The following is a 22,569-nucleotide window of genomic DNA, read 5'->3' as shown; positions in this document are numbered from 1 at the left end:
CACCCGGGCTGCTGGAACCGCACGCCCCTTAAACGGCCATCGCCGCCGCTCCCGCACCCTGGTGCGGTTGCGGCGGCGATGCTGTCTGCCGGGAAACTCTACCTGCCTCGGCGGCGCCACGGCCCGGGAGAACTAGGCCGGGCCCGGAGAGTCAGACCAGCCCGTCCGAGAGGTGGTTGGCGGTGCCGAAGCGGTGCGCCGTGATGCTGACGGCCTGCTCGTGCAGGAACGGCAGCAGCTCCACCCGCCCGGCCTCCGTCACCGGGTGGGAGTAGACGGCCAGGTCGGGACGGCCGCCGGTGGCGTCTGCCAGCGCCTTCGCGTCCCCGCCGATCAGGCGGATCCGCGTCACGGACGGCTTAGCGGCCCCGGCGAGCCGGGCCACGGAGGTCAGCCAGTCGGCGTCGTTCTCCACCGTGATCGCGATGCCCAGGCCGGCGAGTACGGCGCGCAACTGGGACGGCAGCTCGACGGCGCTGGACACCGCGAGCGTTGATCCCGCCTGGACGCCGGCGGCAACGGTCCGGACGAGTTCGCCAAGCGGTTTCCCTTCGGAGAGGCGCACCGTGACCGGCAGCGGGCGGTAGCGGAACACGTTGCGTTCGGCGCTCAACCCGGAGACGTCCTTGGCGGTGCCGAACTCCCCGGCCCAGGCCACGGCATCGGAGGCCAGCGAGCGCTGCAGCGGGGCCAGTTCCTCGGCGGTCAGGAAACCCTTGGCCGCGTCCTCGATCCGGCGGACGCCGGAGTGCAGCGGGGCGGGGGCCACCGCCCCGGTCTCGGCTGCGGTGCTGGGCTTGCTGACCCATTCGCCGAGTCCGGCGAGGTAGTTGGGTCCGCCGGCCTTGGTGCCGGCACCCACTGCGGACTTCTTCCAGCCGCCGAACGGCTGGCGCTGCACGATCGCGCCGGTGATGCCGCGGTTGACGTAGAGGTTTCCGGCCTCGACGGTGTCCAGCCAGAGTGCCAGTTCGTCCGAGTTGAGCGAGTGCAGGCCGGAGGTCAGGCCGTACTCGATCTGGTTCTGGATCGCGATGGCCTCCTCCAGGGTCTCGGCGGTCATGACGCCGAGCACCGGGCCGAAGAACTCGGTGAGGTGGAAGTAGGACCCGCGCCGGACGCCGTGGCGCACACCCGGGCTCCAGAGCTTGCCGGAGTCGTCCAGCTGCTTCGGCTCCACGGCCCAGGCTTCACCCTCGCCGAGGGTGGTCAGCGCATTGAGGAGCTTGCCGCTGGCGGGTTCGATAATCGGGCCCATCTGGCTGGCCGGGTCCTCCGGGTAGCCGACCTTGAGCGAGGTCACGGCGTCGATCAGCTGGTTGTGGAAGCGCTTGGACTTCGCGACGGACCCCACGAGGATCACCAGGGACGCCGCGGAGCACTTCTGGCCGGCGTGGCCGAAGGCGGAGTAGGCAACGTCCTTCGCCGCCAGGTCCAGGTCGGCGCTCGGGGTGACGATGATGGCGTTCTTGCCGCTGGTTTCGGCAAGCAGCGGCAGGTCCTTGCGGAAGGAGCGGAACAGTTCGGCCGTCTCGTAACCGCCGGTCAGGATGACGCGGTCCACGGCGGGGTGGGAGATCAGCTGCCGCCCGAGCTCACGCTCGCCCAGTTGCACCATGGTGAGCACGTCGCGCGGGACGCCGGCCTCCCACAGGGCCTCGATCATCACGGCGCCGCTGCGGCGGGCCTGCTTTGCCGGCTTGATGACGACGGCGGACCCGGCGGCGAGTGCCGCGAGGGTGGAACCGGCCGGGATGGCCACCGGGAAGTTCCACGGCGGCGTCACCACGGTCAGCTTCGCCGGCACGAAGGTAGCGCCGTCGACGTCGTCGAGCTTGCGGGCCGACTCGGCGTAGTAGTGCGCGAAGTCCACGGCTTCGCTGACCTCGGGGTCGCCCTGGTCGATCGTCTTGCCGGTTTCGCTGGCCATCACCTCGAGGAGATCGGCGCGGCGGGCTTCGAGCACGTCACCGGCGCGGTGCAGGATCTCGGCCCGCTCGGCGCCGGAGAGGGCGCCCCAGGCTTTGCCCTTCTCAAGGGCGGTATCGATGACGGCGTTGAGCGTTGCCTCGTCGTTGATCGTGGCTGCTTCGACGGCGGCATTGCCCAGGGTCGACGTCGCCACGCGGCCCAGGATGGCACGGCCCCAGTCGCGGTTCGCGGGCAGCGACGGATCGGTATCCGGGGTGTTCTCGAACGAGTCGTGCGGCATCGGCGCGGCCGGAAGGGCGCGGTTCTGCCGGCGGTTGGGGGCCGGGACCTCGTCGTCGAGCTTGGCGAGGGAGGCGAGGAAGCGCTGCTTCTCACGCTCGAAGAGGGATTCGTTTTCGCTGAGTTCGAAGACCGCGGACATGAAGTTGTCCTGGCTGGCGCCCTCTTCGAGGCGGCGGATCAGGTAGGCGATCGCGACGTCGAACTCGGCCGGGTGGACCACCGGCGTGTAGAGCAGGAGCGAGCCGACGTCCTGCTTGACCGCTTCGGCCTGGCCCTGGGCCATGCCGAGCAGCATCTCGAACTCGATACCCTGCTGTGCGGTATCCGCGATGCCGCGCTGCTTGGCCAGCAGCCAGGCGAAGGCGATATCGAAGAGGTTGTGGCCGGCGACGCCGATCCGGATGTTGCGGATCCGGTCCGGGTGCAGCGCGTAGTTGATGACGCGCTTGTAGTTGGTGTCCGAGTCCTGCTTGGTGCTCCAGGTGGCGAGCGGCCAGTCGTGCAGCGAGGCTTCGACCTGTTCCATCGGCAGGTTGGCGCCCTTGACCACGCGGACCTTGATGGCGGCACCGCCGTCGGCGCGCCGGGCGGCAGCCCAGTCCTGGAGGCGGATCATGGCGGCGAGGGCGTCCGGCAGGTACGCCTGGAGCACGATGCCGGCCTCGAGGTTCTTGAACTCGGGCTTGTCCAGGATCCGGGTGAAGACCGCGATGGTCATGTCCAGGTCCTTGTATTCCTCCATGTCCAGGTTGATGAACTTGGCTTTCTGCCCGTCGGTGGCAAAGGATGCGGCGCGGGTGAAGAGCGGGGTGAGCTTTTCGACCACGTGCTCCACGGCCTCGTCGAAAGCCCAGGCGGAGTGCGGGGCCACGGTGGAGGAAACCTTGATCGAGACGTAGTCCACATCGGGCCGGGCAAGCAGGGTGTGCGTGCCTTCGAGCCGGCGGGAGGCCTCGTGTTCGCCAAGCACGGCCTCGCCGAGGAGGTTGACGTTCAGCTTGATGCCGTCCTTGCGGATCTTCGCGATGGCCGGGCCCAGCTTGGCGTCGGTAGCGTCGACAATGAGGTGGCCGACCATTTCGCGGAGCACCCGGCGTGCGATCGGGATGACCACCCGGGGCAGTGCCGGGGCCATCGTTCCGCCGAGGCGGACGGCGCTGCGCATGTACCACGGCAGGAACGCCGGGACTTTGGGGGCGAGGGCGGCGAGGTTGCGGGCGGCGACCTGCAGATCCTCGGGGCGCACGACGCCGTCGACGAATCCGACGGTGAAGTCCAGGCCGTTCGGGTCCTTCAACACACCGGCGAGCTGCGCGGCGGAGGCGTCGACGGGGACCTTGGCTGCCGCCGTGAGCCAGCGGCGGACCAGCGAGATGGCCTCCTCGGCGAGGGCTGCAGCCTCAAGCACGGGCGAGCCTTCCGAAACGGCGGCGTGCGTGGCTCCCTTGCCCGCGTGCGCGCCGGCGTTCAGGCCGGATTCCGTTGAGGTGTTGGTCATGGTGGCACTCGTTCTTTCTCAATATGTGGACCGTTCTTGAATCAGTATGCGACCGGATTTTCATAAGATAAAGCGATGTTTTCCGAGCAATACTGGTTAGGAAAATCGCACGTTCCAGCGCCCCTCCCCCACCTCGGGCACACCAACGGCGAACCCTCCCCCACGAGGTGAGGGAGGGTTCGCCGGAATTGGGCCGGATCTGACGGAGCACCCGGATAAGGGCCGCAGACCGTGAGGGAGCGTAGGCGGTTTAGCCGACGTGGCGGTGCATCTCCACGGCTTCTTCATGCCGCGGGCTGTCCGGGTTCATCAGCGAGTGCTTCCGGCCGTAGCCGAAGTAGATGGCCAGCCCGACGACCAGCCAGACGCCGAACCGGACCCAGGTCTCCCAGTGCAGCTGAAGCATCAGGAACGCGGACGCGAGCATGCCGAAGAGCGGAACCACCGGCATGAAGGGCAGCCGGAAGGTGCGCGGGGCGTCCGGACGCTTGTAGCGGAAGATGATCACCGAGAGGCAGACGACGACGAACGCGGCCAGGATGCCGATGTTCGTCAGGTCGGCCACGGCCTTGATCGGGAAGACGCCGGCCAGCACGGCCGAGGCCACGCCCGCGATCCAGGTGACGCGTTGCGGGGTGCCGTGCCGGTCGGTCTTGGCGAACCAGCCCGGCAGCAGCCCGTCGCGGCTCATCGAGAACCAGACGCGGGTGACGCCGAGCAGGAAGGTCAGCATGACGGTCAGGATGGACAGCACGGCGAAGACGGAGATGATCGTGGCGATCACCGGCAGGCCGACACCGTTGAAGGCGGACGCGAAGCCGGCCTTGGGATCGATGTCCTTGTAGTTCTGCATGCCGGTGAGGACCAGGGTCGCCGCGACGTAGAGGAGCATGGCCACGATCAGGGACAGGATGATCGCCTTCGGCATGTGCTTCTTGCCGTCCGTGGCCTCCTCCGCAGCCGTACTCATCGCGTCGTAGCCGAACACGGCAAAGAACACGGTGGCGGAGCCGGCCAGCACCGGGCCGAAGCCGCTGGGCATGAACGGGTTGTAGTTGTTGGTGTTGATGTAGAAAATGCCCAGGCCGATGATGAACAGGATCAGGACGACCTTGATGGCGACGGCCACGAGCTCGAAGCGCCCGAAGGTCTTGGTGCCGCGGGAGAGGATCCAGGTCACGAGCAGGCAGACGGCAATCGCGGGGAGGTTGACGATGCCGCCCTTGCCCTCGTCGAACGTGGAGGTCATCCAGGTCGGCATGTGGATGCCAATGCCGGAGAGAAACGCGTCGAAGTAGCCGGAGATACCAATGGCCACCACCGCCACGATGGCAATGTATTCCAGCAGCAGGTCCCAGCCGATGAACCAGCCGATCACCTCGCCCAGGGCCACGTACCCGTAGGTGTAGGCCGAACCGGCGCGGGGGATCATGCCCGCGAATTCAGCGTAGGACAGGGCGGCGGCCGCGGAGGCCAGGCCGGCGATCAGGAAGGAGAACAGCACGGCGGGGCCGACGCCGGGTTCACTCTCGCTGCCGTGGGCGACGAGGCCCGCGAGCGAGAAGATGCCGACGCCGATAATGCCGCCGACGCCGATGGCCGTCAGCTGCCAGAGGCCAAGGCTTTTGAACAGGCCGCTGTGCTTGTTCTCTTCTTCGATGTCGTCGATGGGCTTGCGCCGCATGATTGATTTGGTTAAATCTCTGGTGCTCATCAGGGTCTCCTGCTCGGAAGTGGCGCCCATCAATCCACCCTGTGATGGGGGTAACTCAGTGACAACAGTATGCAAGCCCGATTGCATTAGATAAAGTGAATTCTCCTAATCAATAACCATTAGAATTCACAAAGGAATAGCGATGCTCGACGTCCGGCGGCTGCGCCTCTTGCGCGAACTCAAGATCCGGGGCACCCTCGCCGAAGTCGCCGAAGCTCTGCAGTACAGCCCGTCCTCGGTCTCGCAGCAGCTGGCGTTGCTGGAAAAGGAAGCCGGCGTCGAGCTCCTGCGGAAGACGGGCCGCCGGGTGCAGCTCACCCCGCAGGCCGAAGTGCTGGTCGCCCACACCGCCCAGCTGCTGGAAACCCTGGAGCAGGCGGAGGCCGATCTCGCAGCCTCGCTGACCACCGTGACCGGAACGGTGCGGATCGCCGTCTTCCAATCCGCGGCCCTGGCCCTGATGCCCGATGCCCTGACCCGGATGTCCGCAAGCTATCCGGAGGTCCGGATCGAGATGATCCAGCGCGAACCCGAAACGGCCCTGCATGAAACCTGGGCGCGGGACTTCGACCTGGTCATCGCCGAGCAGTATCCGGGCCACGCGGCACCCCGCTACGCCGAACTGGACCGGATCCGCCTGACCGGCGATGCGATCCGCCTGGCAGTGCCGCCCGCTTCCCCGGAGCGTCCCGCCGTCACGTGCCTGGCCGACACCGCGGGGATGTCCTGGGTGATGGAACCCCGCGGTGCGGCGTCCCGGCACTGGGCCGAGCAGGCCTGCCGGAGCGCGGGGTTCGAGCCGGACGTGCGCTTTGAAACCGCCGACCTGCAGGCCCAGATCCGGCTCATCGAGTCGGGCAATGCGGTGGCGCTGATGCCGGACCTGGTCTGGACCGGGCGAGGCACGACGGCGCAACTGATCGATCTCCCGGGGGACCCGCACCGCACCGTCTTCACCTCCGTCCGCCGCTCCAGCGCTACGCGCCCGGCCATCCTGGCGGCGCGCGAGGTCCTCGCCGAGACGGCCGCTTCCATCGCCCCCGCGGCCTGACACGGGCCTCCTCGGCGGTGTTTCCTGGCTCACAGCGCGCCGCGTGCGCCGGCGTTAGACTGGTGACGTTATGAATCGCACAATGTTCAAGTCCAAAATCCACCGCGCCACGGTCACCCACGCGGACCTTCACTATGTCGGCTCGGTCACCGTGGACCTGGACCTGCTGGAGGCCGCCGACATCCTGCCAGGCGAACTCGTGGCGATCGTTGATGTCACCAACGGTGCCCGGCTTGAGACGTACACGATCGCCGGCGAGCGCGGCTCCGGTGTCATTGGCATCAATGGCGCGGCCGCTCACCTGATGCACGAAAATGACATCGTCATCCTGATCACCTATGCCCAGATGACCACGGAAGAGGCCAAGGCCTACACCCCCAGGGTGGTCCATGTGGACAAGGACAACAAGGTGGTCCAGATCGGCAGCGACCCCGCGGAGGGCCACACCGCCGGCCTGACGCGCCCGCCGCACGCACTGAACAACGCCGCGCTGAACTAACGCGCCAGCCGCAGACCCCGCCGAAAGTTCCCGGGACGCTCCCGCGCGGACAGGTTCATGTCGCCCCGTTGCCAGCCCTGAAGGGTTGGCGGGGAAAATCTGATTATTGTGGGACGGTGCCTGACACCCTTGACCCGACCACGCCGTCACGGACTGCCGCATGCTAGGCGTCCTGGCCGGCTTCTTCGTCGTCTGGTTCATCATCCTGGTCGGCATGTTCGTCGGCCGGCGCAACATTCTGGGCGATAACGCCCGCTCCGTCCTGAGCGCGCTGACATTCTTCGTGGCGAGCCCGGCCCTGCTGTTCGAGACGCTCAGCAAAGCCAGGCTGAACGACGTCTTCGCCGCTCCACTACTGGTGACGGCGGTGGGGGCGGTCACGACGGCGGCCATCTACTTCGGCGTCGTGCGCCTTCTGCTAAAGCGCTCCCTGCCCGAAGCCCTGGTCTCCTCCATGAGCGCGTCCCTGGCCAACTCCGCCAACCTTGGCATTCCGATCGCCGTATATGTCCTGGGTGACGCCAGCTATGTGGCGCCCTTGTTGATCTTCCAGCTGGCCTTCTTTACGCCTCTGTTCCTCATGCTCCTGGATGCCACCACTAGCGCCCACCGGACAACGCCGCTGAGTTTTGCCCTGATGATCCTGCGGAATCCCATGATCGTTGGTTCCGGGCTCGGGCTGCTGGTGGCCGGGACGGGCTGGGAGATTCCGCAACTCATCTTGCAGCCCATCCACCTGATCGGAGGCGCCGCGATCCCGGCCATGTTGTTGTCCTTCGGTATGAGCCTGAACGGCTCCCGGCCGCTGCAGGCCTCGGCGGAACGCCGGACCGACACCCTGCTGGCCAGCGGTTTCAAGCTCATCGTCCACCCGCTGCTGGCTTTCCTCTTCGCCCGGTTCGCCCTTGGCCTGCAGGACCAGGCACTCTTCGCCGTGGTGGTGACCTCCGCGTTGCCGACGGCGCAGAACGTCTTTGTGGTGGCCAATCGGTACAGAACCGGGCTCACCGTCGCCAAAGACACCGTGCTGATCACCACCGTGGTGGCCGTCCCCGCGATGATCGGGGTGGCCCTGCTCCTCGCCTGAGAAGCACCCGGCGCGGGCGGACGACGGCGCCCAGCACCTGCGTGATGCGCCGCTCCTTAGCCCGGGGCAGTAGCCACTGAGATGCTGTAGGGCGGCAGCGTTATGGTGGCGTGCCTGTCCGTGCCTACGCTGGTGCTCACCGGCGGGTCATTCGGGTCCGGATACCCTCCGTTGCCCCTGCCGTGTGACGGGTTCCACTTGTACTGCTCGGCCGAGTACTGGTCGAGCTCCAGGCCGCCCTTAACAACCTGGGAATTGCCGTCTTTTTCCTGCATCAGCCGGACGGTGATGGCCCGTTTGGGATCCTTGTTGAACAGGAGCACGCTGAGCTTGCCGTCGGGGCGTCGCACCGTATAGGCAGTGACCAGCTCCTGGCCCTTCGCGTTGCGCACGTCACTGGTGGTCTGGAACATGGTGTGGCTGCCGGTGCCGGCCTCCAGCCAACTGTGGTTCACCAGCCTGGCAGCTTGGTAGGCGGCCACGGGCCGGATTTCCCACTCATCGTAGAACTGGAACAGCATCAGGTTGCCCCGCGTATCGCATTTCTCGCCGACTTCGTCCTGGAACACCCAGTTCGGCTCAATGCCGTAGAAGTAGCTGCTCTCCCCGCCCATCGCCAGGAACATGGCGGACGTTTCCGCGTTGACTATGGCGCCGGGCAGCTCCAGTTCGACCTGTCCGACAAACGAGGAATAGCCGTACTCCGTGATGACCTTGGGAACTTCGGCGGGCAGGCCGGCATCCTCCTCGCGTTTGAGCAGCCGCCTCAGCAACTCCGGGTTCTGCGGCAGAGTCCCGGCGGGGTCGGCACACACATTATCGAAGGGGTACCACTCGAAGGAAAAGAAGTCGAAGTCCGACATTGCGTCGCGGTGCCGCAGGTAGGAAACAAAGCGACCGGTCCAGGACCGGACCCCCTTGTCGTCCGGCCAGTGCACCCAGTCGGGCAGTGTGGTCTGGTAGCCCGGGCCGCCGAACTCCAGGGACGGGTTCACAGCCCGCATGGCCGCGGCCATCTGGACGTACAGCGCCCCGTAGTGCTCCGGCTGTGCGAGCTGACCGTCCGGTTCCTCACCGATCTCAATCCGTTTGATCGGATAGCCGCGCTTACCGAGGTAGCGGGCCAGGGCCGCGGCGTCGTCGGGCGTTCCGTACAGGGCCGGAACCGGGACCATCATGGGCTCGTCCTTGGTAATCCCGCTGGCAAGAAGCCGCTCGAAGCTGGCGTGCTCATAATCTTTGTCGATGTCGTCCTTGCTGTGCCACGGGTCCGTCGAGGAGGTCCACATGACCGTTTGCCGTTGGGACGTCCGGTGCCGAACGTGGTCGAGGAACGCACCGCCTTGCTGCTGCCCGATATAGATTTCTCGCACGGCCACCCCCAGCCGGTCGCGGATGTCGCGGGACCCAGCAGGGGCGGTGTTCGAGTCCGCAGTGAACAGGATGCGCACGTATTGGGCGTTTATCGGCGTGGAAGCGATCCGTACCGTCTGGGTCCCCCCGGTTCCCTGCTGCACGGCCTGCGGGAAGTCACGCCAGGTGCCCTTGTCAACGGGGAAGCGCGCGTCGCGGCCGGTCCAGTACTGCACCTTGAACCGGGTGGCGTACGGGGTACCCCAATCGAAGCGGACGGTGTCCATCGGCAGGGCCTGCGGGAACTCAACCATGATCCACTGCGGATTGAGGCTGTCAGGTTCTCCGGTGAAGTGGGCGTCCAGGTAGGGGTTGCTCTTCCAGAAGGTGTCAACGTCGCCGTCGTTCAAGCGGGAGTGGCCGCTGTTCTTTCCTTGATCGATGGTGTTGCCGCGCCGGGGAAGGCGGTAGCCGTACGAGACCCCATAATCTTCCGCGGGCTCGGACGACGACGTCCAGTACCCCTGCTCCTTGTCCGGCTGGCTCCACGTCCCGTGCGGGTTCCAGTGCCACGCCTTGACGCCCAGTTCGGTGCGCAGCCGGTAACTCACCGGGCCGAATCCGGCTGACTTCATGGCTTGGACATTCGGTGGCGACCACACCCGGTCGATCTCGTTTTCTTCGAGGCCGTCGACGCCGACCCCCATGGCGCGGTGGCCATCGAACTTGTTCACCGGATTGTCCATCTCGATGCTAATGATGCCGTCGGCGTGCGGAAGCGGCTCTGGCCCCGCGCCCCGCATCGCGACGGTCGAACCAAGCCAGAGACCCACCGCAGCAAGGGCCGCCACGGAGATCATGGTTGCACGCCGAGATGGTCGAAGAGTCCGCTTCTTACGCTCGGGGTCAGGCGCCATGGCATCCTCGGGTCCGGTGTTGTCCGTTCAAGGCTCGGGGGAACTTGTTGGGGCAGCCCCGGCCTCATGCCGCGCGCCACCCGCCCCCAAAGGGCATCGCTGTACTGGTTGTTGACGATCAAATCCCAGTGTGCACGGACGTGCCGGAAATAGCTACGGACTTCTTGCCCTTCCCCGCTGCATGACCGAGCGGTCCCTCGCCCGCCGGGACCCCGGCGTGGCACCGGCCCGACGTCGGGGACTCCGCCGGTAGGCTGTGAAAGGCCGGACACCGGCCCGCCGACGGGCAAGCAGTGGGGCAAGCAGCGGGGCAAGTAATGGGGGAAGAATTGCGCAGGATTAATACACGCGGAGCTGGTAACGGGCGGGTTCCATCCGACACCGGCCGCCGCAGGGGCGCCGTCGACTGGATCGCCTGCGGCGTCGCCGGGCTGCTGCTGGTCTCGTCCACCGCCTGCGCCGGAACCGCAGCTGTCCCCGGTAAGTCCGCCGTCGAGAGTGCATCACCTGGTGTGGCGCCCCCCGGGTCCGCCACGTCCCGTTCCGCTCCGACGCCGGTGGCCGCGCCCACAGCCGCTTTGACCGGGGCGTCGGCCCCACATAAGCAGCCGGCCTACGCCAGCAAGGCGCTTGAGGTGCTGGCCACGCTGCCGGTCAAGGGGAGGGCGCCCAAGACCGGGTACTCCCGTGGCCAGTTCGGACAGGCCTGGGCCGACGTCGACCGGAACGGCTGCGACACCCGCAACGACACGCTGCGCCGCGACCTCACAGCGGAGGCGCTCAAGCCCGGAACCCGGGGCTGCGTGGTGCTTTCCGGGATTCTGAAGGACCCCTACACCGCGAGGCTCATCAACTTCCGCCGCGGAGCCGACACCAGCAGCGCGGTCCAGATCGACCACGTCGTGGCCCTCAGTGACGCCTGGCAAAAAGGCGCACAGCGGCTGAGCCCCGCCCAGCGGCTCGCCTTCGCCAACGATCCGCTCAACCTCCTGGCCGTGGACGGCCCGGCGAACATGCAGAAGAGCGACGGCGACGCCGCCACCTGGTTGCCGCCGAACAAGTCCTACCGCTGCGCTTACGTGGCGCGCCAGATCTCGGTCAAGGCCAGCTACGCATTGTGGGTCACCCGGGCCGAGCACGACGCGATGGCGCGGATCCTGGCGGACTGCCCGGGCGCCCTGGCCCCCACCGGCCGGCAGCCGACGACTCCCGCGCCGGCCGCTCCGCCGGCGCGGAAAGCCCCGGCCACGGCACCCGCCCCGGTGGCACCCGCCCCGCCTGCGCCCGTTCCGGCAGCGCCCGTTCCGGCAGCGGTGTACTACGCAAACTGCACTGCCGTCAGGGCCGCGGGCGCCGCACCCATCCGGCTGGGGCAGCCCGGTTACAGCAGCAAATTGGACCGCGACGGCGACGGCGTCGGCTGCGAGTAGCCCACGCCTGAAAGGCTGATCGAGGCGCCCTTCAGGGCACCGGCGGGCGCGTCTGGCGGGCGCTGTCCCGGCTCAGACCCGGGCGAGCCCGGCGACCTCCGCGAGGAGCTCCACGGAACGCAGCCTGTCCTCCACTCCGGCGCTCTGGTGCGCGACGATCAATTCGTCGGCGTCGGCGTGCGCCGTGAACTCGTCCAGGTATTCCAGCACTGCGCCCGGGGTGCCCACGGCGGAGTACTTCATCATCTGCGCCATGTGCTGGCCCTGCGGGGAGTCCAGGATCATATCCGCCTCGTCGTCGCTGAAAACGCGGCCGTTGCCGAAGAAGAGCGAGACCCGGGCCCGTTTGGTGGCCTGGAACATTGCCTGCGCGTCGGCGGCGGAATCCGCGGCGATCACGTTGACGCCGGCGATCACGTGCGGGGCCTCCAGCTGCGCGGACGGCCGGAATTCACGGCGGTAGAGCGCTACGGCGTCCTGCAGGGCGTTGGGGGCGAAGTGCGAGGCGAAGGCGTAGGGCAGGCCCAGCTGCGCCGCCAGCTTCGCCCCGAACAGCGAGGAGCCGAGAATGTAGAGCGGCACGTTGGTGCCCTTGCCGGGGGTGGCCTCCACACCGGGGATGCGGGTAGGACCGGTCAGGTAGCCCTGCAGTTCCAGGACATCCTGCGGGAAGCTGTCAGCGCTCATCGGGTCGCGGCGCAGGGCGCGCATGGTGTTCTGGTCACTGCCGGGGGCCCGGCCCAGGCCGAGGTCGATCCGGCCCGGGTGCAGGGTCTCGAGCGTGCCGAACTGCTCGGCGATGGTCAGCGGCGCGTGGTTGGGCAGCATCACACCGCCGGATCCGAGCCGGATGGTCCTGGTATGCGCGGCGATGTGGGCGATCAGGACGCTCGTCGCGGAGGAGGCGATGGACGACATGTTGTGGTGCTCGGCGTACCAGATCCGGCGGTAGCCCAGTTCCTCGGCGCGCTGCGCCATGGCCACGCTGCCGGCGAAGCTTTCCGCCGCCGTCTGGCCCTTGCCGATGATTGCCAGGTCAAGGATGGAAAGCGGAACAGTCACGGAAAAGCCGGCCTTTCGTAGCGGAGCAGGGTGTCTGGAAAATCTGGCGCAAGCCGGATTCCGGCAGGCGCATACTGGTGCCAACGACGGCGGGGCCGGGCTTATTTCTGCGCGGCCGGAATCACCGGCAGGAGTGCGCGGAAGGAATACTCAGCACCCTTAGTGGGTTGCCGCCCTTATGAGCCACGACAACCCACAGCATCCGGAATCATCCGCAACGATCGAGTTGAAGGAGCTGGGCACGGTGCACCGCCTGGGCTTCGGCGCGATGCGCATCGTCGGCGACGGTGTCTGGGGCGAACCCGCTGACCGGGGCACGGCCATCGCCGTCGTCCGCCGGGCCGTCGAGCTCGGCGTCGACTTCATCGACACGGCCGACTCCTACGGGCCCAATATCAGCGAGGAGATCCTTGCGGAGGCCCTGCATCCCTACAAGCACGGCCTCAAAATCGCGACCAAGGTCGGATTCACGCGCACCGGTCCGAACGAATGGGTGCCGCTGGGCCGGGCCGAGTACCTGCGCCAGCAGACCGAGCTGAGCCTGCGCAAGCTCAAGGTGGACGCGCTGGATCTGCTGCAGCTGCACCGGATTGATCCCAAAGTCGATCCGGAAGAGCAGTTCAGTGTCCTCCGCGACCTGCAGAAAGAAGGCAAGGTCAAGGCCCTGGGCCTGTCCCAGGTCAGCGTGGCCGAGCTGGAGCAGGCCAGCCAGTACTTCACCGTCTCCACCGTGCAGAACCGCTACAACCTGACGGATCGCAGCTCGGAGGATGTCCTCGACTACGCGGAGGAGCACGGCATCGGCTTCATCCCGTGGGCCCCGATCTCGGCCGGCGAACTTTCCCGTCCGGGCGGCCCCCTGGATGAGGCCGCCACGCGGCTGGGCGCCACCACCTCCCAGGTGGCCCTCGCCTGGCTGCTTCGCCGCTCACCCGTCATGATGCCGATCCCGGGCACCGGCTCGGTCAAGCACCTCGAAGAGAACCTGGCCGCCGCCGGCGTCGTCCTCGATGACGCGACGTTCGCCGAACTCGAAGCCGCACGCTAAGAACCCACCCCCATCCCCACCTTTGACCGGCTCCTTGGCCGGCAGAACAGGAGCAAGAACATGGCTAACATCCTGATGGTCGTATCCGCAGCAGATTCCCTCACCATGCGCGACGGCAGCAAGCACCCCACCGGTTACTGGGCCGAGGAACTCGTGGTCTCCCACCAGACCCTGCTGGGCGCCGGACACACCGTCCGCATCGCCACTCCGGCCGGCGCCAAGCCCACAGTGGACGAGGTCAGCCTGGCCGCAGAATCCGCCGGCGGCCAGGACCGCGCCGACGGCTTCCGCAAGTACCTGGCCGAGATCGACGCCGAGCTCTCCGCCCCGCTGGTGCTGGCCGACGTCGACCTTTCCGGGTACGACGCGATCGTGATGCCCGGCGGCCACGGCCCCATGGCCGACCTGTTTGAGGATGCGGACCTCGGCCGGCTGCTGATCGAGGCGAACAAGGCCGGCAAGGTCATCGCGCCCTTCTGCCACGGTCCCGCCGGCCTGCTGAGCGCCGTCGACGACGCCGGGAACTTCGCCTTCGCGGGGCGCCGTCTCACCGTGTTCACCAATGAAGAGGAACTGGGTGGCGGCACCGGGGAGAACACGCCGTGGTTCGTCGAGGACGAGCTGAAGGAAAAGGGCTCAGTCGTGGAAAACGGGGCCGCCTGGAGTTCACACGTGGTCCGCGACGGCAACCTCATCTCCGGACAGAACCCGCAGTCCAGCGAGGACGTGGCGAAGGAAGTCCTCAAGGCCCTCGCCGAATAACGACGGCGGCGAAGCAGAAAAATAAACATCGGCCGTGGCCGGGTCCGGTCTTCCGGACCCGGCTAAGCTAACGGCATGGCCATCAAATCCACTGCAGATAAAGTCGCCACCATCCAGAAGGGGTACACCCTGGAGGGGCCCACGATTGAGCTGGGGGCCGCGATCGTCGACGGCGAGCTCCACAAGGAAGCCCCTGTCCGGTTGCCGCTGGCCATGATGAACCGCCATGGCCTGGTGGCGGGTGCGACCGGGACCGGCAAAACCGTCACCCTGCACATGATGGCTGAGCAGCTCTCCACCGCCGGTGTCCCGGTGTTCCTCGCGGACATCAAGGGCGACCTCTCCGGCCTCGCCACGGCCGCCGCCGGTTCAGAGAAACTCAAGGCGCGCACCGACAGCATCGGGCAGGCCTGGTCCGGCAAGACTTTCCCGGTGGAATTCCTGGCCCTCGGCGGCGACGGCGCCGGCATACCGGTCCGGTCCACCATCACTTCCTTCGGCCCCATCCTGCTGTCCCGCGTGATGGAGCTCAACGAAACCCAGGAGTCCAGCCTGCAGCTGGTCTTCCACTTCGCGGACAAGAACAACCTCGAACTGATCGACCTGAAAGACCTGCGCGCGGTCATCCAGTTCCTGACCTCGGACGAGGGCAAGGACGAACTGGAGAACCTCGGCGGCCTCTCGAAGTCCACCGCCGGCGTCATCCTGCGCGAACTCATCACGCTTGAGGCGCAGGGGATGGAGAAGTTCTTCGGCGAGCCCGAGTTCGACACCGCTGAACTGCTGCGGACCGCCCCCGACGGCCGCGGCGTCGTGACCTGCCTGGAGCTGCCGACCCTGCAGACGAAGCCCATGCTGTTCTCCACCTTCCTGATGTGGCTGCTGGCGGACCTGTTCGAGGACCTGCCCGAGGCGGGCGACTTGGACAAACCGAAACTCGTGTTCTTCCTGGACGAGGCGCACCTGCTGTTCAACGGCGCCTCCAAGGCTTTCCTTGACGCGATCACCACGACGGTCCGGCTGATCCGGTCCAAGGGCGTGGGCATCTTCTTCGTGACCCAGACACCGAAGGATGTCCCCGCGGACGTCCTGGGCCAGCTGGCGAACCGGGTGCAACATGCCCTGCGCGCCTTCACCCCCGAGGACGCCAAGGCACTCAAGGCAACGGTTTCCACGTTCCCGATCAGTGACTACGACCTTGAGGAGACGCTGACCTCGGCCGGAATCGGCGAGGCCGTGATCACGGTCATGAATGAGAAGGGCGCGCCCACCCCGGTGGCCCTGACCCGGCTGCGGGCGCCGGAGTCCGTGATGGGACCGAGCGATGATGCGCTAATAGCCAGCACTGTGGCCGGGTCCGCCCTACTCGCCAAATACGGCACCGCCGTGGACAACGTCTCCGCCTATGAGAAGCTCGCGAGCCAGTCGGCAGCGTCCACCGGCCCCGCCGCCGGGTCCGACGCCGGTTCGGGTTCCGGCACCGGCCTGGACCCCAACGCCGTCGATGCCGACGCCCGGCGGATCGAGGAAGAAATCCTCGGCCGACCCAGCAGCCGCTCCACACAGTCGCCGACGCCCGATCGGGAACGCACCCCGCAGCGTCGCGCCCCGCAGCCGCAGGAATCCAGCGGCGGAATGGCCGGCGACCTCGCCGGCGCGCTGGGCGGCGCCCTCGGCGGTGGGCTCAAGAGCATGGCACGTTCGCTGGGCACGCAAATCGGCCGGGAGCTGCTCCGGGGCGTCTTCGGCACCTCATCCCGGCGGCGCAGGCGCTAGGCGGTCTTCCGCAACCGGGCCGCCGCGGCCGGGACCGCCCGGCGGGCATGGTGCACGTCACAACGGGCGCCCGTGACACCTGCGTTCAGCGGGCGTGCAGGTAACGTAAGGTACGTGCAGATGAGTCAGGCGTTGGTCAGGATTGCAGCCGTGTGGCTGTTGGGCCTGATGCTCGCCATAGCCGGCGCGGTCGTCGCGATCAATCTGGTGAACAATTCCATTGCCAGCCCCCAGCAGCCGGTCCGCGAGTATCTGGACGCGCTGCAGAAGGGCGAAGGCGAGAAGGCGCTCGGCCTTCTTCACGCCTCCGTGCCGCAGAGCAACCCGGCGATGCTGGACGGAGAGGCGCTGAAGACCGCCGCCGCGAGGATATCCGACGTGAAGATCGGCAACGCGCAGGACCAGGGCGGCAACCAGGTCATGGTTCCGATCGATTACACCATCGACGGCAGCCAGTTGCGCACCGAGTTCCTGCTGCAACGGTCCGGCACCCAGTGGCTCTTCTTCCATGACTGGTCCTTCGTCCCGGCCGCGCTGCCGGTGATCGACGTCACCGTCGTGAATTCGAACCAGGCCCTGCTCAACGGGGTCCCGGTCAACATGCCCAACGGTCGCAACTCCTTTGCCGTGTTCTACCCCGGCGAGTACGAGGCGGCCCTGAACGGCCAGTTCTTCGCCGCCCCCGCGACCCGGACAACCGTGACCAGTCGGGATATGCCCTCGGCGCCGTTGAACCTGCTCACCCAGGCCACGGACGGGCTCAAGGACGCCGTCACCGCGAAGGTCAAGGAGTTCCTGGACAGCTGCGCGGAGCAGGCGGACAAGCAGCAGCGGCTTCAGCCGGACTGCCCGTTCTACCACGCCACCAACAACCGGGTCGTGGACGGCACGATCGACTGGAGCATCGCCGACTATCCGGCCGTCAGCATCGAGCCCTTCGGCGGCCGCTGGGTCGTCGCGCCGCTGGACGGCAAGGCACGGATCAAGGCACGTCAGGTGGACCTGTTCACCGGCGCGGTTACGGAGCTCAACGCAGTCCACGATTTCAGCTTCACCACGCGCCTGGACATCGACGGCGACACGGTCAAGCTCACCCCGCAGCTAAGCAACTAAGCCTGCTGTGCGGCGGCCGCGGCCGCCGGCTCCCCCGGACACGCAAAAGGCTGCCGTCCGTGACACCCAAGCCACGGACGGCAGCCTCACAGCGCCAAGTACCTCAGGACTCCAGCCGGGCGCTTAGTCCATGCCGCGCAGGTCCAGGACCAGCTCGGTGTCCCCGTCGGCCTGCAGCAGCACCGGGATGCCCCAGTCCTGCTGGTACAGGTGGCACGCCGCGTGATCCGGGATCTCCCCGTCCTCGGTCTCCGGACCGTCGCAAGCCGCGGCCCGTGCGGTTATGTGCAGCACGCCCTCGGGGACGTCGGAGGCGAGCTCCAGGGTGCGGAGCAGGCCCACGGAGGTCCCGCCGCCGGCCACCAGCAGCTCCGGCGGGGTGGAGGAAATCTTCAGCTGCGTCGGGTCACCCCAACGGTCATCCAGCTTCTGCCCGGTCGGGGCCGTGAACCGCACGGTCAAGGACAGCAGACCTGGGGCCACCGGGCTCTTGGGCCGGTGGGTCTGCGCCGCCCCTTCGTCCACCTGCTGCGCTTCCTTGGGGATGGGCACATAGACCAGCTGGTGCTTGTTCGCCTCGACCACCACCAGCAGCGGCTCGGTGCCGGCCACCTGGGTGTGGTCCACGATGACGTCGGAGGGCTCGGACAGCCCCCTCGCGAGCGTTGACACCGTGCCGGTAGCGGGGTCGTAGCGCCGGACGGCACCGTTGTAGGTGTCCGCGATCGCCACCGAACCGTCGGGCAGGACCGTCACACCCAGCGGGTGCTGGAACCGGGCCTCGGCCGCCGGTCCGTCGCGGAAGCCGAAATCGAACAATCCCTTGCCGACGGCGGACTCGACCGTGATGGCGCCGTCGTCGGCGATCACGAGTTTGCGCAGTGCCGAGGTCTCCGAGTCGGCGACCCAGATGTTGCCGTCGGCGTCTTCGGCGAGGCCGGAGGACTGGGCGAACCAGGCCTCCGCGGCCGGGCCGTCGAGCAAACCTTCGAGGCCGTTGCCGGCGATGATGGACACAGCACCGGTAACCGGGTCGAAGCTGAAGATCTGGTGCACGCCGGCCATCGCCACCACGACGGCGTTGAGCTTGCTGGACCAGACGACGTCCCAGGGCGAGCTCAGCGAGACCTGCCGCGGATCCGCTTCAAGCCGGCCACCGTAGGCGGCGCCCTCTTCGTCCACGCGCGCCGGGCCGGTCTCGAGCAGCCGCTGTACCCCGTTGCCGGCAAGGGTGGTGGCGCTGCCGTCCGCGAGGAAAAGCCCGCGGAGCCGGTGATTGACCGTGTCGGCAATCACGACGTCGTAGCCGGCCTTCGCGGCCACGTCCTCCGGAAGCAGGACCAGGCCCTGCGGTTCGTTGAAGCGGGCCTCGGCGGCACCGCCGTCGGCGTGGCCTTTCTCGCCCGAACCATAGGTGCCCAGCACCGTCTCAAAGTCGGTGGACAGCTCGACCAGGCGGTGGTGGCCGGTGTCGGTCACCAGCCAGGAGCCGGCGTCGGCCGCTGCGGCCGAGTCGCCGCGGCCGGCCGGAAGGTAAAGGGCCTTGCCCGGGAACCGCAGCGTGCCCGACGTCGGCTCCGGGGCCACGTACGGGCCGTCGCCGCGGTGCAGGGTGCCCTTCGCTTCGTGCTCGGCGATCAGTTCGGGGATGAGCACGGCCAGGCCGTCCGCATGGCCCTCACCGGAAAGGTGCGCCACGATGTAGCCCTCGGGGTCGATGACCACCAGGGTGGGCCATGCACGGGCGGTGTACGCCTTCCACGTGTCCAGCTCCGGGTCGTCCAGGACCGGGTGGCGGATCTCGTAGCGCTCCACGGCGGCCGCCAGGGCCACCGGATCTGCTTCGTGCTCGAACTTGGGCGAGTGCACGCCGACGGTCACGAGGACGTCCGAGTACTGCTGCTCGAGCGGCCGGAGCTCGTCCAGGACATGGAGGCAGTTGATGCAGCAGAAGGTCCAGAAGTCGAGCAGCACGATCTTGCCGCGCAGGGATTCGAGGTCCAGGGATTTGCCGCCGGTGTTCAACCAGCCTCGGCCTACGAGTTCGGAGGCCCGGACCCGGAGGTGGGTGCGTACGGTTTCGCTCATCAGCGTCCTTCCAGCTTTGAATTGCGTTCTGCCAGCTTCGCGTCGCGTTCGGCGAGCTGGGCAAACATATCGTTGTAAGCGGTGAGATCGGCGTCGTTATTCCTGTCCGCGGCACGGTCGGTCCGTTTGGACTCCCGTGCGTCGGAGCGGGACCACATGACGGCGACGCCGATCGCCACCAGCAGGGTGGGCACTTCGCCGATCCCCCAGGCCACCGCGCCGCCCATCTGCTGGTCCAGCAGGGCCGAGGGGCCCCAGCTGCGGCCCAGGTTGCCGAAGTAGTCGGCGGCCAGCAGCCCGGTGCCGCCCATGATGGCGACGCCGAAGAAGGCGTGGAAGCCCATGGTGGCCAGCAGGAGGAGCAGCCGCATCGGGTACGCCGCCCGGCGGGGCAACGGGTCTGTGCCGATCATGGTCAGCACGAAGATGTAACCGGTCAGGGCGAAGTGCAGGTTCATCAGTTCGTGGCCCACGTGGTCGCGCATGGCGTAGCCGAAGGCATCCGAGTAGTAGAACAGCACAATCGACCCGGCAAAGTTCGCCGCGGCGAAGAGCGGGTGAGTGACGAGCTGCGAGAACCTCGAGTGCACGAAGATCAACAGCCATTCCCTCGGCCCGCGGGAGCTGTCCCGCCGCGCGGCCAGTGCCCGCAGCGCCAGCGTGACGGGGGCACCGAGGACGAGGAAGATGGGGGCCACCATGGTCAGCGCCATGTGGTCGACCATGTGCGCCGAGAACAGGACCCGGCCGTAGACCGAGGGCGGGCCGGAGGTCACGTAGGTGAGGACCACCAGGCCGATGACCCAGTTGACGGTCCGGAACCAGGACCAGGCGTCGCCGCGCTGGCGGACTTTGCGGATGCCCAGGAAGTAGGACACCAGGCCAAAGACGGCGACGGCGACCCAAAGCCAGTCGAGCCGCCACTCCGTGAGCCAGCGTTGCGGGGTCAGCTCGGGAGGCAGTTCGTAGCCGGAGAGGATGAAGGCCGGCGACGCGTCCGCGGCGAAGGTGCTGGGCTGCGGCGGGGCCGAGCGGCCGAGCGCGACGGCGATTCCCGACGTCGCACCCATGATCAGCAGCTCCACGAGCACCAGCTGCCAGAGCACACGGCGGGCGGTCAGGCCGGCCCCCTTGACGCCCAACTGAGGGATGACCCATTGGCGGTGCATGAATCCCACGCCGCCCAGGACGAGCGCGGCCACCGTCTTGGCCAGGATCAGCTGTCCGTACGCCGACCCGAACAGGTCTGCCCAGCTGGAGATCCTGATGCTGGCGTTGACCACGCCGGAGGCGAAGACCAGTGCGAAGGCGAAGCCGGCCAGGGCCGAGAAGCGGCGGAGGGTCGGTTCCGTGATGTCGGCCCGGCCCGGGGCTCCGGCGGCCGTAGCGGCACCAAGAACGCCGGAGAGGAGGGCCAGCACAATGATGCCTCCCACCCAGGCCGAGACTCCCAAGAGGTGAAGGCCCAGGGAGTTGATCGCGCCTTCGTGGTCGCTTGAGCTGGACGAGTGGCCGATCAGCGCCGCCGGCACCAGCCCTATGACGGCAAGGATCAGCGTGAACGCCAGTGCACCCCTCGAACGGACGCCGAACAGCGCAGTGGTGGTCACAGCAGCGATGATGACGACGGCCAGCCAGGCCCTGCCGGTTTCGATGTCGGTCATGAAGTAGACGAGGGACTTCGTGAATTCCGGGTCCCCTGAGATCGCCTGGCCCGCGATGTCCGAGTAGCTCAGGACAAGCACTGCAACCGCTGAGAGGGTCCAGGCGATGCCGGCGACGGCGGCGACGGCCAGGGCGCGTGTGAAGGCGGGATGCTCGGGGGCGGCTTTGTCCTTGGACTGGCGGCCGGAGAGATCCTTGGGCAGGATGCCGACGGCGAAGATGAGGCCGCCGATTACCGTGGCGAGGGAGACGTTGTGGATGGCCTTGCTGATGGGCAGCCCCCAGCGGACCAGCGCGCCGGGATCCGAAACTTCGCGGGCTCCGGCCGCCCCGGAGAAGAGCAGTGCCGCCACCAGGCCCAGGAACAGCGCGGCCAGGCCGGCGAGCTGCCAGGGCCCGGAGATTCCCGGCGCTCCGGCACCTCGGCCACGCGCTCCGCCCGTCGGGGTGGTCGCTGGTGAAGTCTGGGGTTTCGCTGCGGAAGGCACAACTCCATTGTCCGCTACCCCTGCCCGCGCGCCGAATCCTCTCGGCGGCGGTTAACGCAAAGGAGCGGCAACCCGAGGGGTTGCCGCTCCTTTCAAGCGTTTGAAGAAGACTACTTCTTCTTGGCGACTGCAGCCTTCAGCTTGGAACCGGCGGTCAGCTTGACGCTGTGGCCGGCGGCGATCTGGATGGTCTCGCCGGTCTGCGGGTTGCGGCCGGTGCGGGCTGCACGGTCGGTGCGCTCGACGGCGAGCCAGCCCGGGATGGTGATCTTTTCGCCCGCGGCGACAGAGGTCTCGAAAACCTCGAACAGTGCATCGAGCACGGAGTTGACGGCTGCCTGGCTGGTGCCGGCCTTGCCAGCTACCTCTGCAACAAGTTCACTACGGTTCTTAGCCATTTATGTCCTCCTGGACGGTTCTAATTTCTGAAGCCTGCACGCGGCATGCGTGCAAGCCACTCTTCGAAAACTTACCAGCTTGCCGCCGCCGAGGTGGCAAATTCCGCGTGTTTTCGCCCTTTTTTGGGAAAAATTCCGGATTTCGAGCGCCCTGGAGTACCTTTTCAGCCGTCAGCGGACGCTACCCGGGCCGGTGCCGGCCGACGACGCAGCGGCGGCGGTGCACGACGGCGGTGGGCGGGTGCCGTGGTGGGTGGTTTTGGGGTTAAAGGGGGAGAGCCTCCAACCTGGTGGTTGGAGGCTCTCGACCTAATGTATGTCCGGCGGTGACCTACTCTCCCACACCCTCCCGGGTGCAGTACCATCGGCGCTGTGGGTCTTAGCTTCCGGGTTCGGGATGGGACCG

Annotated in this window: 15 protein-coding genes and 1 rRNA gene; 8 read left to right on the top strand and 8 right to left on the bottom strand. The window is 67.4% G+C overall.

What is annotated here, in order from left to right; genetic code table 11:
- Positions 1 to 151: 151 nt before the first annotated feature.
- Complete coding sequence (locus AB4Y91_RS00080) at positions 152 to 3,712, bottom strand: bifunctional proline dehydrogenase/L-glutamate gamma-semialdehyde dehydrogenase (RefSeq protein ID WP_441416559.1); 3,561 nt, start codon at positions 3,710 to 3,712, stop codon at positions 152 to 154.
- Positions 3,713 to 3,962: 250 nt separating this feature from the next.
- On the bottom strand, positions 3,963 to 5,426 hold the full coding sequence (locus tag AB4Y91_RS00075; RefSeq protein ID WP_441417821.1) for an amino acid permease: 1,464 nt from the start codon (positions 5,424 to 5,426) through the stop codon (positions 3,963 to 3,965).
- Positions 5,427 to 5,568: 142 nt separating this feature from the next.
- On the opposite strand from AB4Y91_RS00075, the gene AB4Y91_RS00070 reads away from it, so the two are divergent.
- The 3 genes from AB4Y91_RS00070 to AB4Y91_RS00060 all read left to right on the top strand — a co-directional run bounded on the left by AB4Y91_RS00070 (position 5,569) and on the right by AB4Y91_RS00060 (position 8,063).
- Positions 5,569 to 6,477, top strand: coding sequence for a LysR substrate-binding domain-containing protein (locus tag AB4Y91_RS00070; RefSeq protein ID WP_441416558.1), 909 nt, complete (start codon positions 5,569 to 5,571; stop codon positions 6,475 to 6,477).
- 70 nt (positions 6,478 to 6,547) lie between these two features.
- Positions 6,548 to 6,976 carry an aspartate 1-decarboxylase gene (gene panD / locus AB4Y91_RS00065; RefSeq protein ID WP_441416557.1) on the top strand — a complete coding sequence of 143 codons (429 nt, stop codon included), beginning with the start codon at positions 6,548 to 6,550 and terminating at the stop codon, positions 6,974 to 6,976.
- Between the two features lie 160 nt (positions 6,977 to 7,136).
- A complete protein-coding gene (locus AB4Y91_RS00060; RefSeq protein WP_441416556.1) occupies positions 7,137 to 8,063 on the top strand; it encodes an AEC family transporter in 927 nt (308 codons plus the stop codon).
- Positions 8,064 to 8,119: 56 nt separating this feature from the next.
- On the opposite strand, the gene AB4Y91_RS00055 is transcribed toward AB4Y91_RS00060, so the two are convergent.
- Positions 8,120 to 10,267: a discoidin domain-containing protein gene (locus AB4Y91_RS00055; RefSeq protein WP_441416555.1), complete on the bottom strand. Its 2,148-nt coding sequence runs from the start codon at positions 10,265 to 10,267 to the stop codon at positions 8,120 to 8,122.
- Between the two features lie 383 nt (positions 10,268 to 10,650).
- Here AB4Y91_RS00055 and AB4Y91_RS00050 point away from each other — a divergent pair, with 383 nt between their 5' ends.
- Positions 10,651 to 11,763 carry a GmrSD restriction endonuclease domain-containing protein gene (locus tag AB4Y91_RS00050; protein ID WP_441416554.1) on the top strand — a complete coding sequence of 371 codons (1,113 nt, stop codon included), beginning with the start codon at positions 10,651 to 10,653 and terminating at the stop codon, positions 11,761 to 11,763.
- A gap of 72 nt (positions 11,764 to 11,835) precedes the next feature.
- Here the strand turns inward: AB4Y91_RS00050 and AB4Y91_RS00045 are convergent, their stop codons facing one another.
- Entirely contained in the window at positions 11,836 to 12,825 is a 990-nt protein-coding gene (locus tag AB4Y91_RS00045) for an LLM class flavin-dependent oxidoreductase (protein WP_441416553.1), read from the bottom strand.
- Between the two features lie 178 nt (positions 12,826 to 13,003).
- On the opposite strand from AB4Y91_RS00045, the gene AB4Y91_RS00040 reads away from it, so the two are divergent.
- The 4 genes from AB4Y91_RS00040 to AB4Y91_RS00025 all read left to right on the top strand — a co-directional run bounded on the left by AB4Y91_RS00040 (position 13,004) and on the right by AB4Y91_RS00025 (position 17,524).
- A complete protein-coding gene (locus tag AB4Y91_RS00040) occupies positions 13,004 to 13,873 on the top strand; it encodes an aldo/keto reductase (protein WP_441416552.1) in 870 nt (289 codons plus the stop codon).
- Between the two features lie 60 nt (positions 13,874 to 13,933).
- Complete coding sequence (locus AB4Y91_RS00035) at positions 13,934 to 14,635, top strand: type 1 glutamine amidotransferase domain-containing protein (RefSeq protein WP_441416551.1); 702 nt, start codon at positions 13,934 to 13,936, stop codon at positions 14,633 to 14,635.
- Positions 14,636 to 14,710: 75 nt separating this feature from the next.
- Positions 14,711 to 16,411 (top strand): helicase HerA-like domain-containing protein, encoded by a 1,701-nt coding sequence (locus AB4Y91_RS00030; protein ID WP_441416550.1) that lies wholly within the window; start codon positions 14,711 to 14,713, stop codon positions 16,409 to 16,411.
- 120 nt (positions 16,412 to 16,531) lie between these two features.
- Entirely contained in the window at positions 16,532 to 17,524 is a 993-nt protein-coding gene (locus AB4Y91_RS00025) for a hypothetical protein (protein ID WP_441416549.1), read from the top strand.
- Positions 17,525 to 17,647: 123 nt separating this feature from the next.
- Here the strand turns inward: AB4Y91_RS00025 and AB4Y91_RS00020 are convergent, their stop codons facing one another.
- The 4 genes from AB4Y91_RS00020 to rrf all read right to left on the bottom strand — a co-directional run.
- Positions 17,648 to 19,612 carry an NHL domain-containing thioredoxin family protein gene (locus AB4Y91_RS00020; RefSeq protein WP_441416548.1) on the bottom strand — a complete coding sequence of 655 codons (1,965 nt, stop codon included), beginning with the start codon at positions 19,610 to 19,612 and terminating at the stop codon, positions 17,648 to 17,650.
- Positions 19,612 to 21,765 (bottom strand): cytochrome c oxidase assembly protein, encoded by a 2,154-nt coding sequence (locus tag AB4Y91_RS00015; protein ID WP_441416547.1) that lies wholly within the window; start codon positions 21,763 to 21,765, stop codon positions 19,612 to 19,614. Before AB4Y91_RS00015 ends, AB4Y91_RS00020 begins: the two co-directional genes overlap by 1 nt.
- 110 nt (positions 21,766 to 21,875) lie before the next feature.
- Entirely contained in the window at positions 21,876 to 22,163 is a 288-nt protein-coding gene (locus AB4Y91_RS00010) for an HU family DNA-binding protein (protein WP_011776355.1), read from the bottom strand.
- A gap of 318 nt (positions 22,164 to 22,481) precedes the next feature.
- Positions 22,482 to 22,569: ribosomal RNA gene (rrf, locus tag AB4Y91_RS00005) — 5S ribosomal RNA — on the bottom strand; the annotation flags it as partial.

It is taken from the genome of Arthrobacter sp. YAF16 (assembly GCF_052113385.1).
In the GTDB taxonomy this organism is placed as follows: Bacteria; Actinomycetota; Actinomycetes; order Actinomycetales; family Micrococcaceae; genus Arthrobacter.
Note: the sequence above shows the minus strand (reverse complement) of the source record. Positions and strands in the feature narration are given on the sequence as shown.

Coding starts and splice junctions, on each gene's coding strand:
- AB4Y91_RS00080 (WP_441416559.1), bottom strand. CDS start 3,712: ATGACCAACACCTCAACGGAATCCGGCCTGAACGCCGGCGCGCACGCG.
- AB4Y91_RS00075 (WP_441417821.1), bottom strand. CDS start 5,426: ATGAGCACCAGAGATTTAACCAAATCAATCATGCGGCGCAAGCCCATC.
- AB4Y91_RS00070 (WP_441416558.1), top strand. CDS start 5,569: ATGCTCGACGTCCGGCGGCTGCGCCTCTTGCGCGAACTCAAGATCCGG.
- panD (WP_441416557.1), top strand. CDS start 6,548: ATGAATCGCACAATGTTCAAGTCCAAAATCCACCGCGCCACGGTCACC.
- AB4Y91_RS00060 (WP_441416556.1), top strand. CDS start 7,137: ATGCTAGGCGTCCTGGCCGGCTTCTTCGTCGTCTGGTTCATCATCCTG.
- AB4Y91_RS00050 (WP_441416554.1), top strand. CDS start 10,651: ATGGGGGAAGAATTGCGCAGGATTAATACACGCGGAGCTGGTAACGGG.
- AB4Y91_RS00040 (WP_441416552.1), top strand. CDS start 13,004: ATGAGCCACGACAACCCACAGCATCCGGAATCATCCGCAACGATCGAG.
- AB4Y91_RS00035 (WP_441416551.1), top strand. CDS start 13,934: ATGGCTAACATCCTGATGGTCGTATCCGCAGCAGATTCCCTCACCATG.
- AB4Y91_RS00030 (WP_441416550.1), top strand. CDS start 14,711: ATGGCCATCAAATCCACTGCAGATAAAGTCGCCACCATCCAGAAGGGG.
- AB4Y91_RS00025 (WP_441416549.1), top strand. CDS start 16,532: ATGAGTCAGGCGTTGGTCAGGATTGCAGCCGTGTGGCTGTTGGGCCTG.
- AB4Y91_RS00020 (WP_441416548.1), bottom strand. CDS start 19,612: ATGAGCGAAACCGTACGCACCCACCTCCGGGTCCGGGCCTCCGAACTC.
- AB4Y91_RS00010 (WP_011776355.1), bottom strand. CDS start 22,163: ATGGCTAAGAACCGTAGTGAACTTGTTGCAGAGGTAGCTGGCAAGGCC.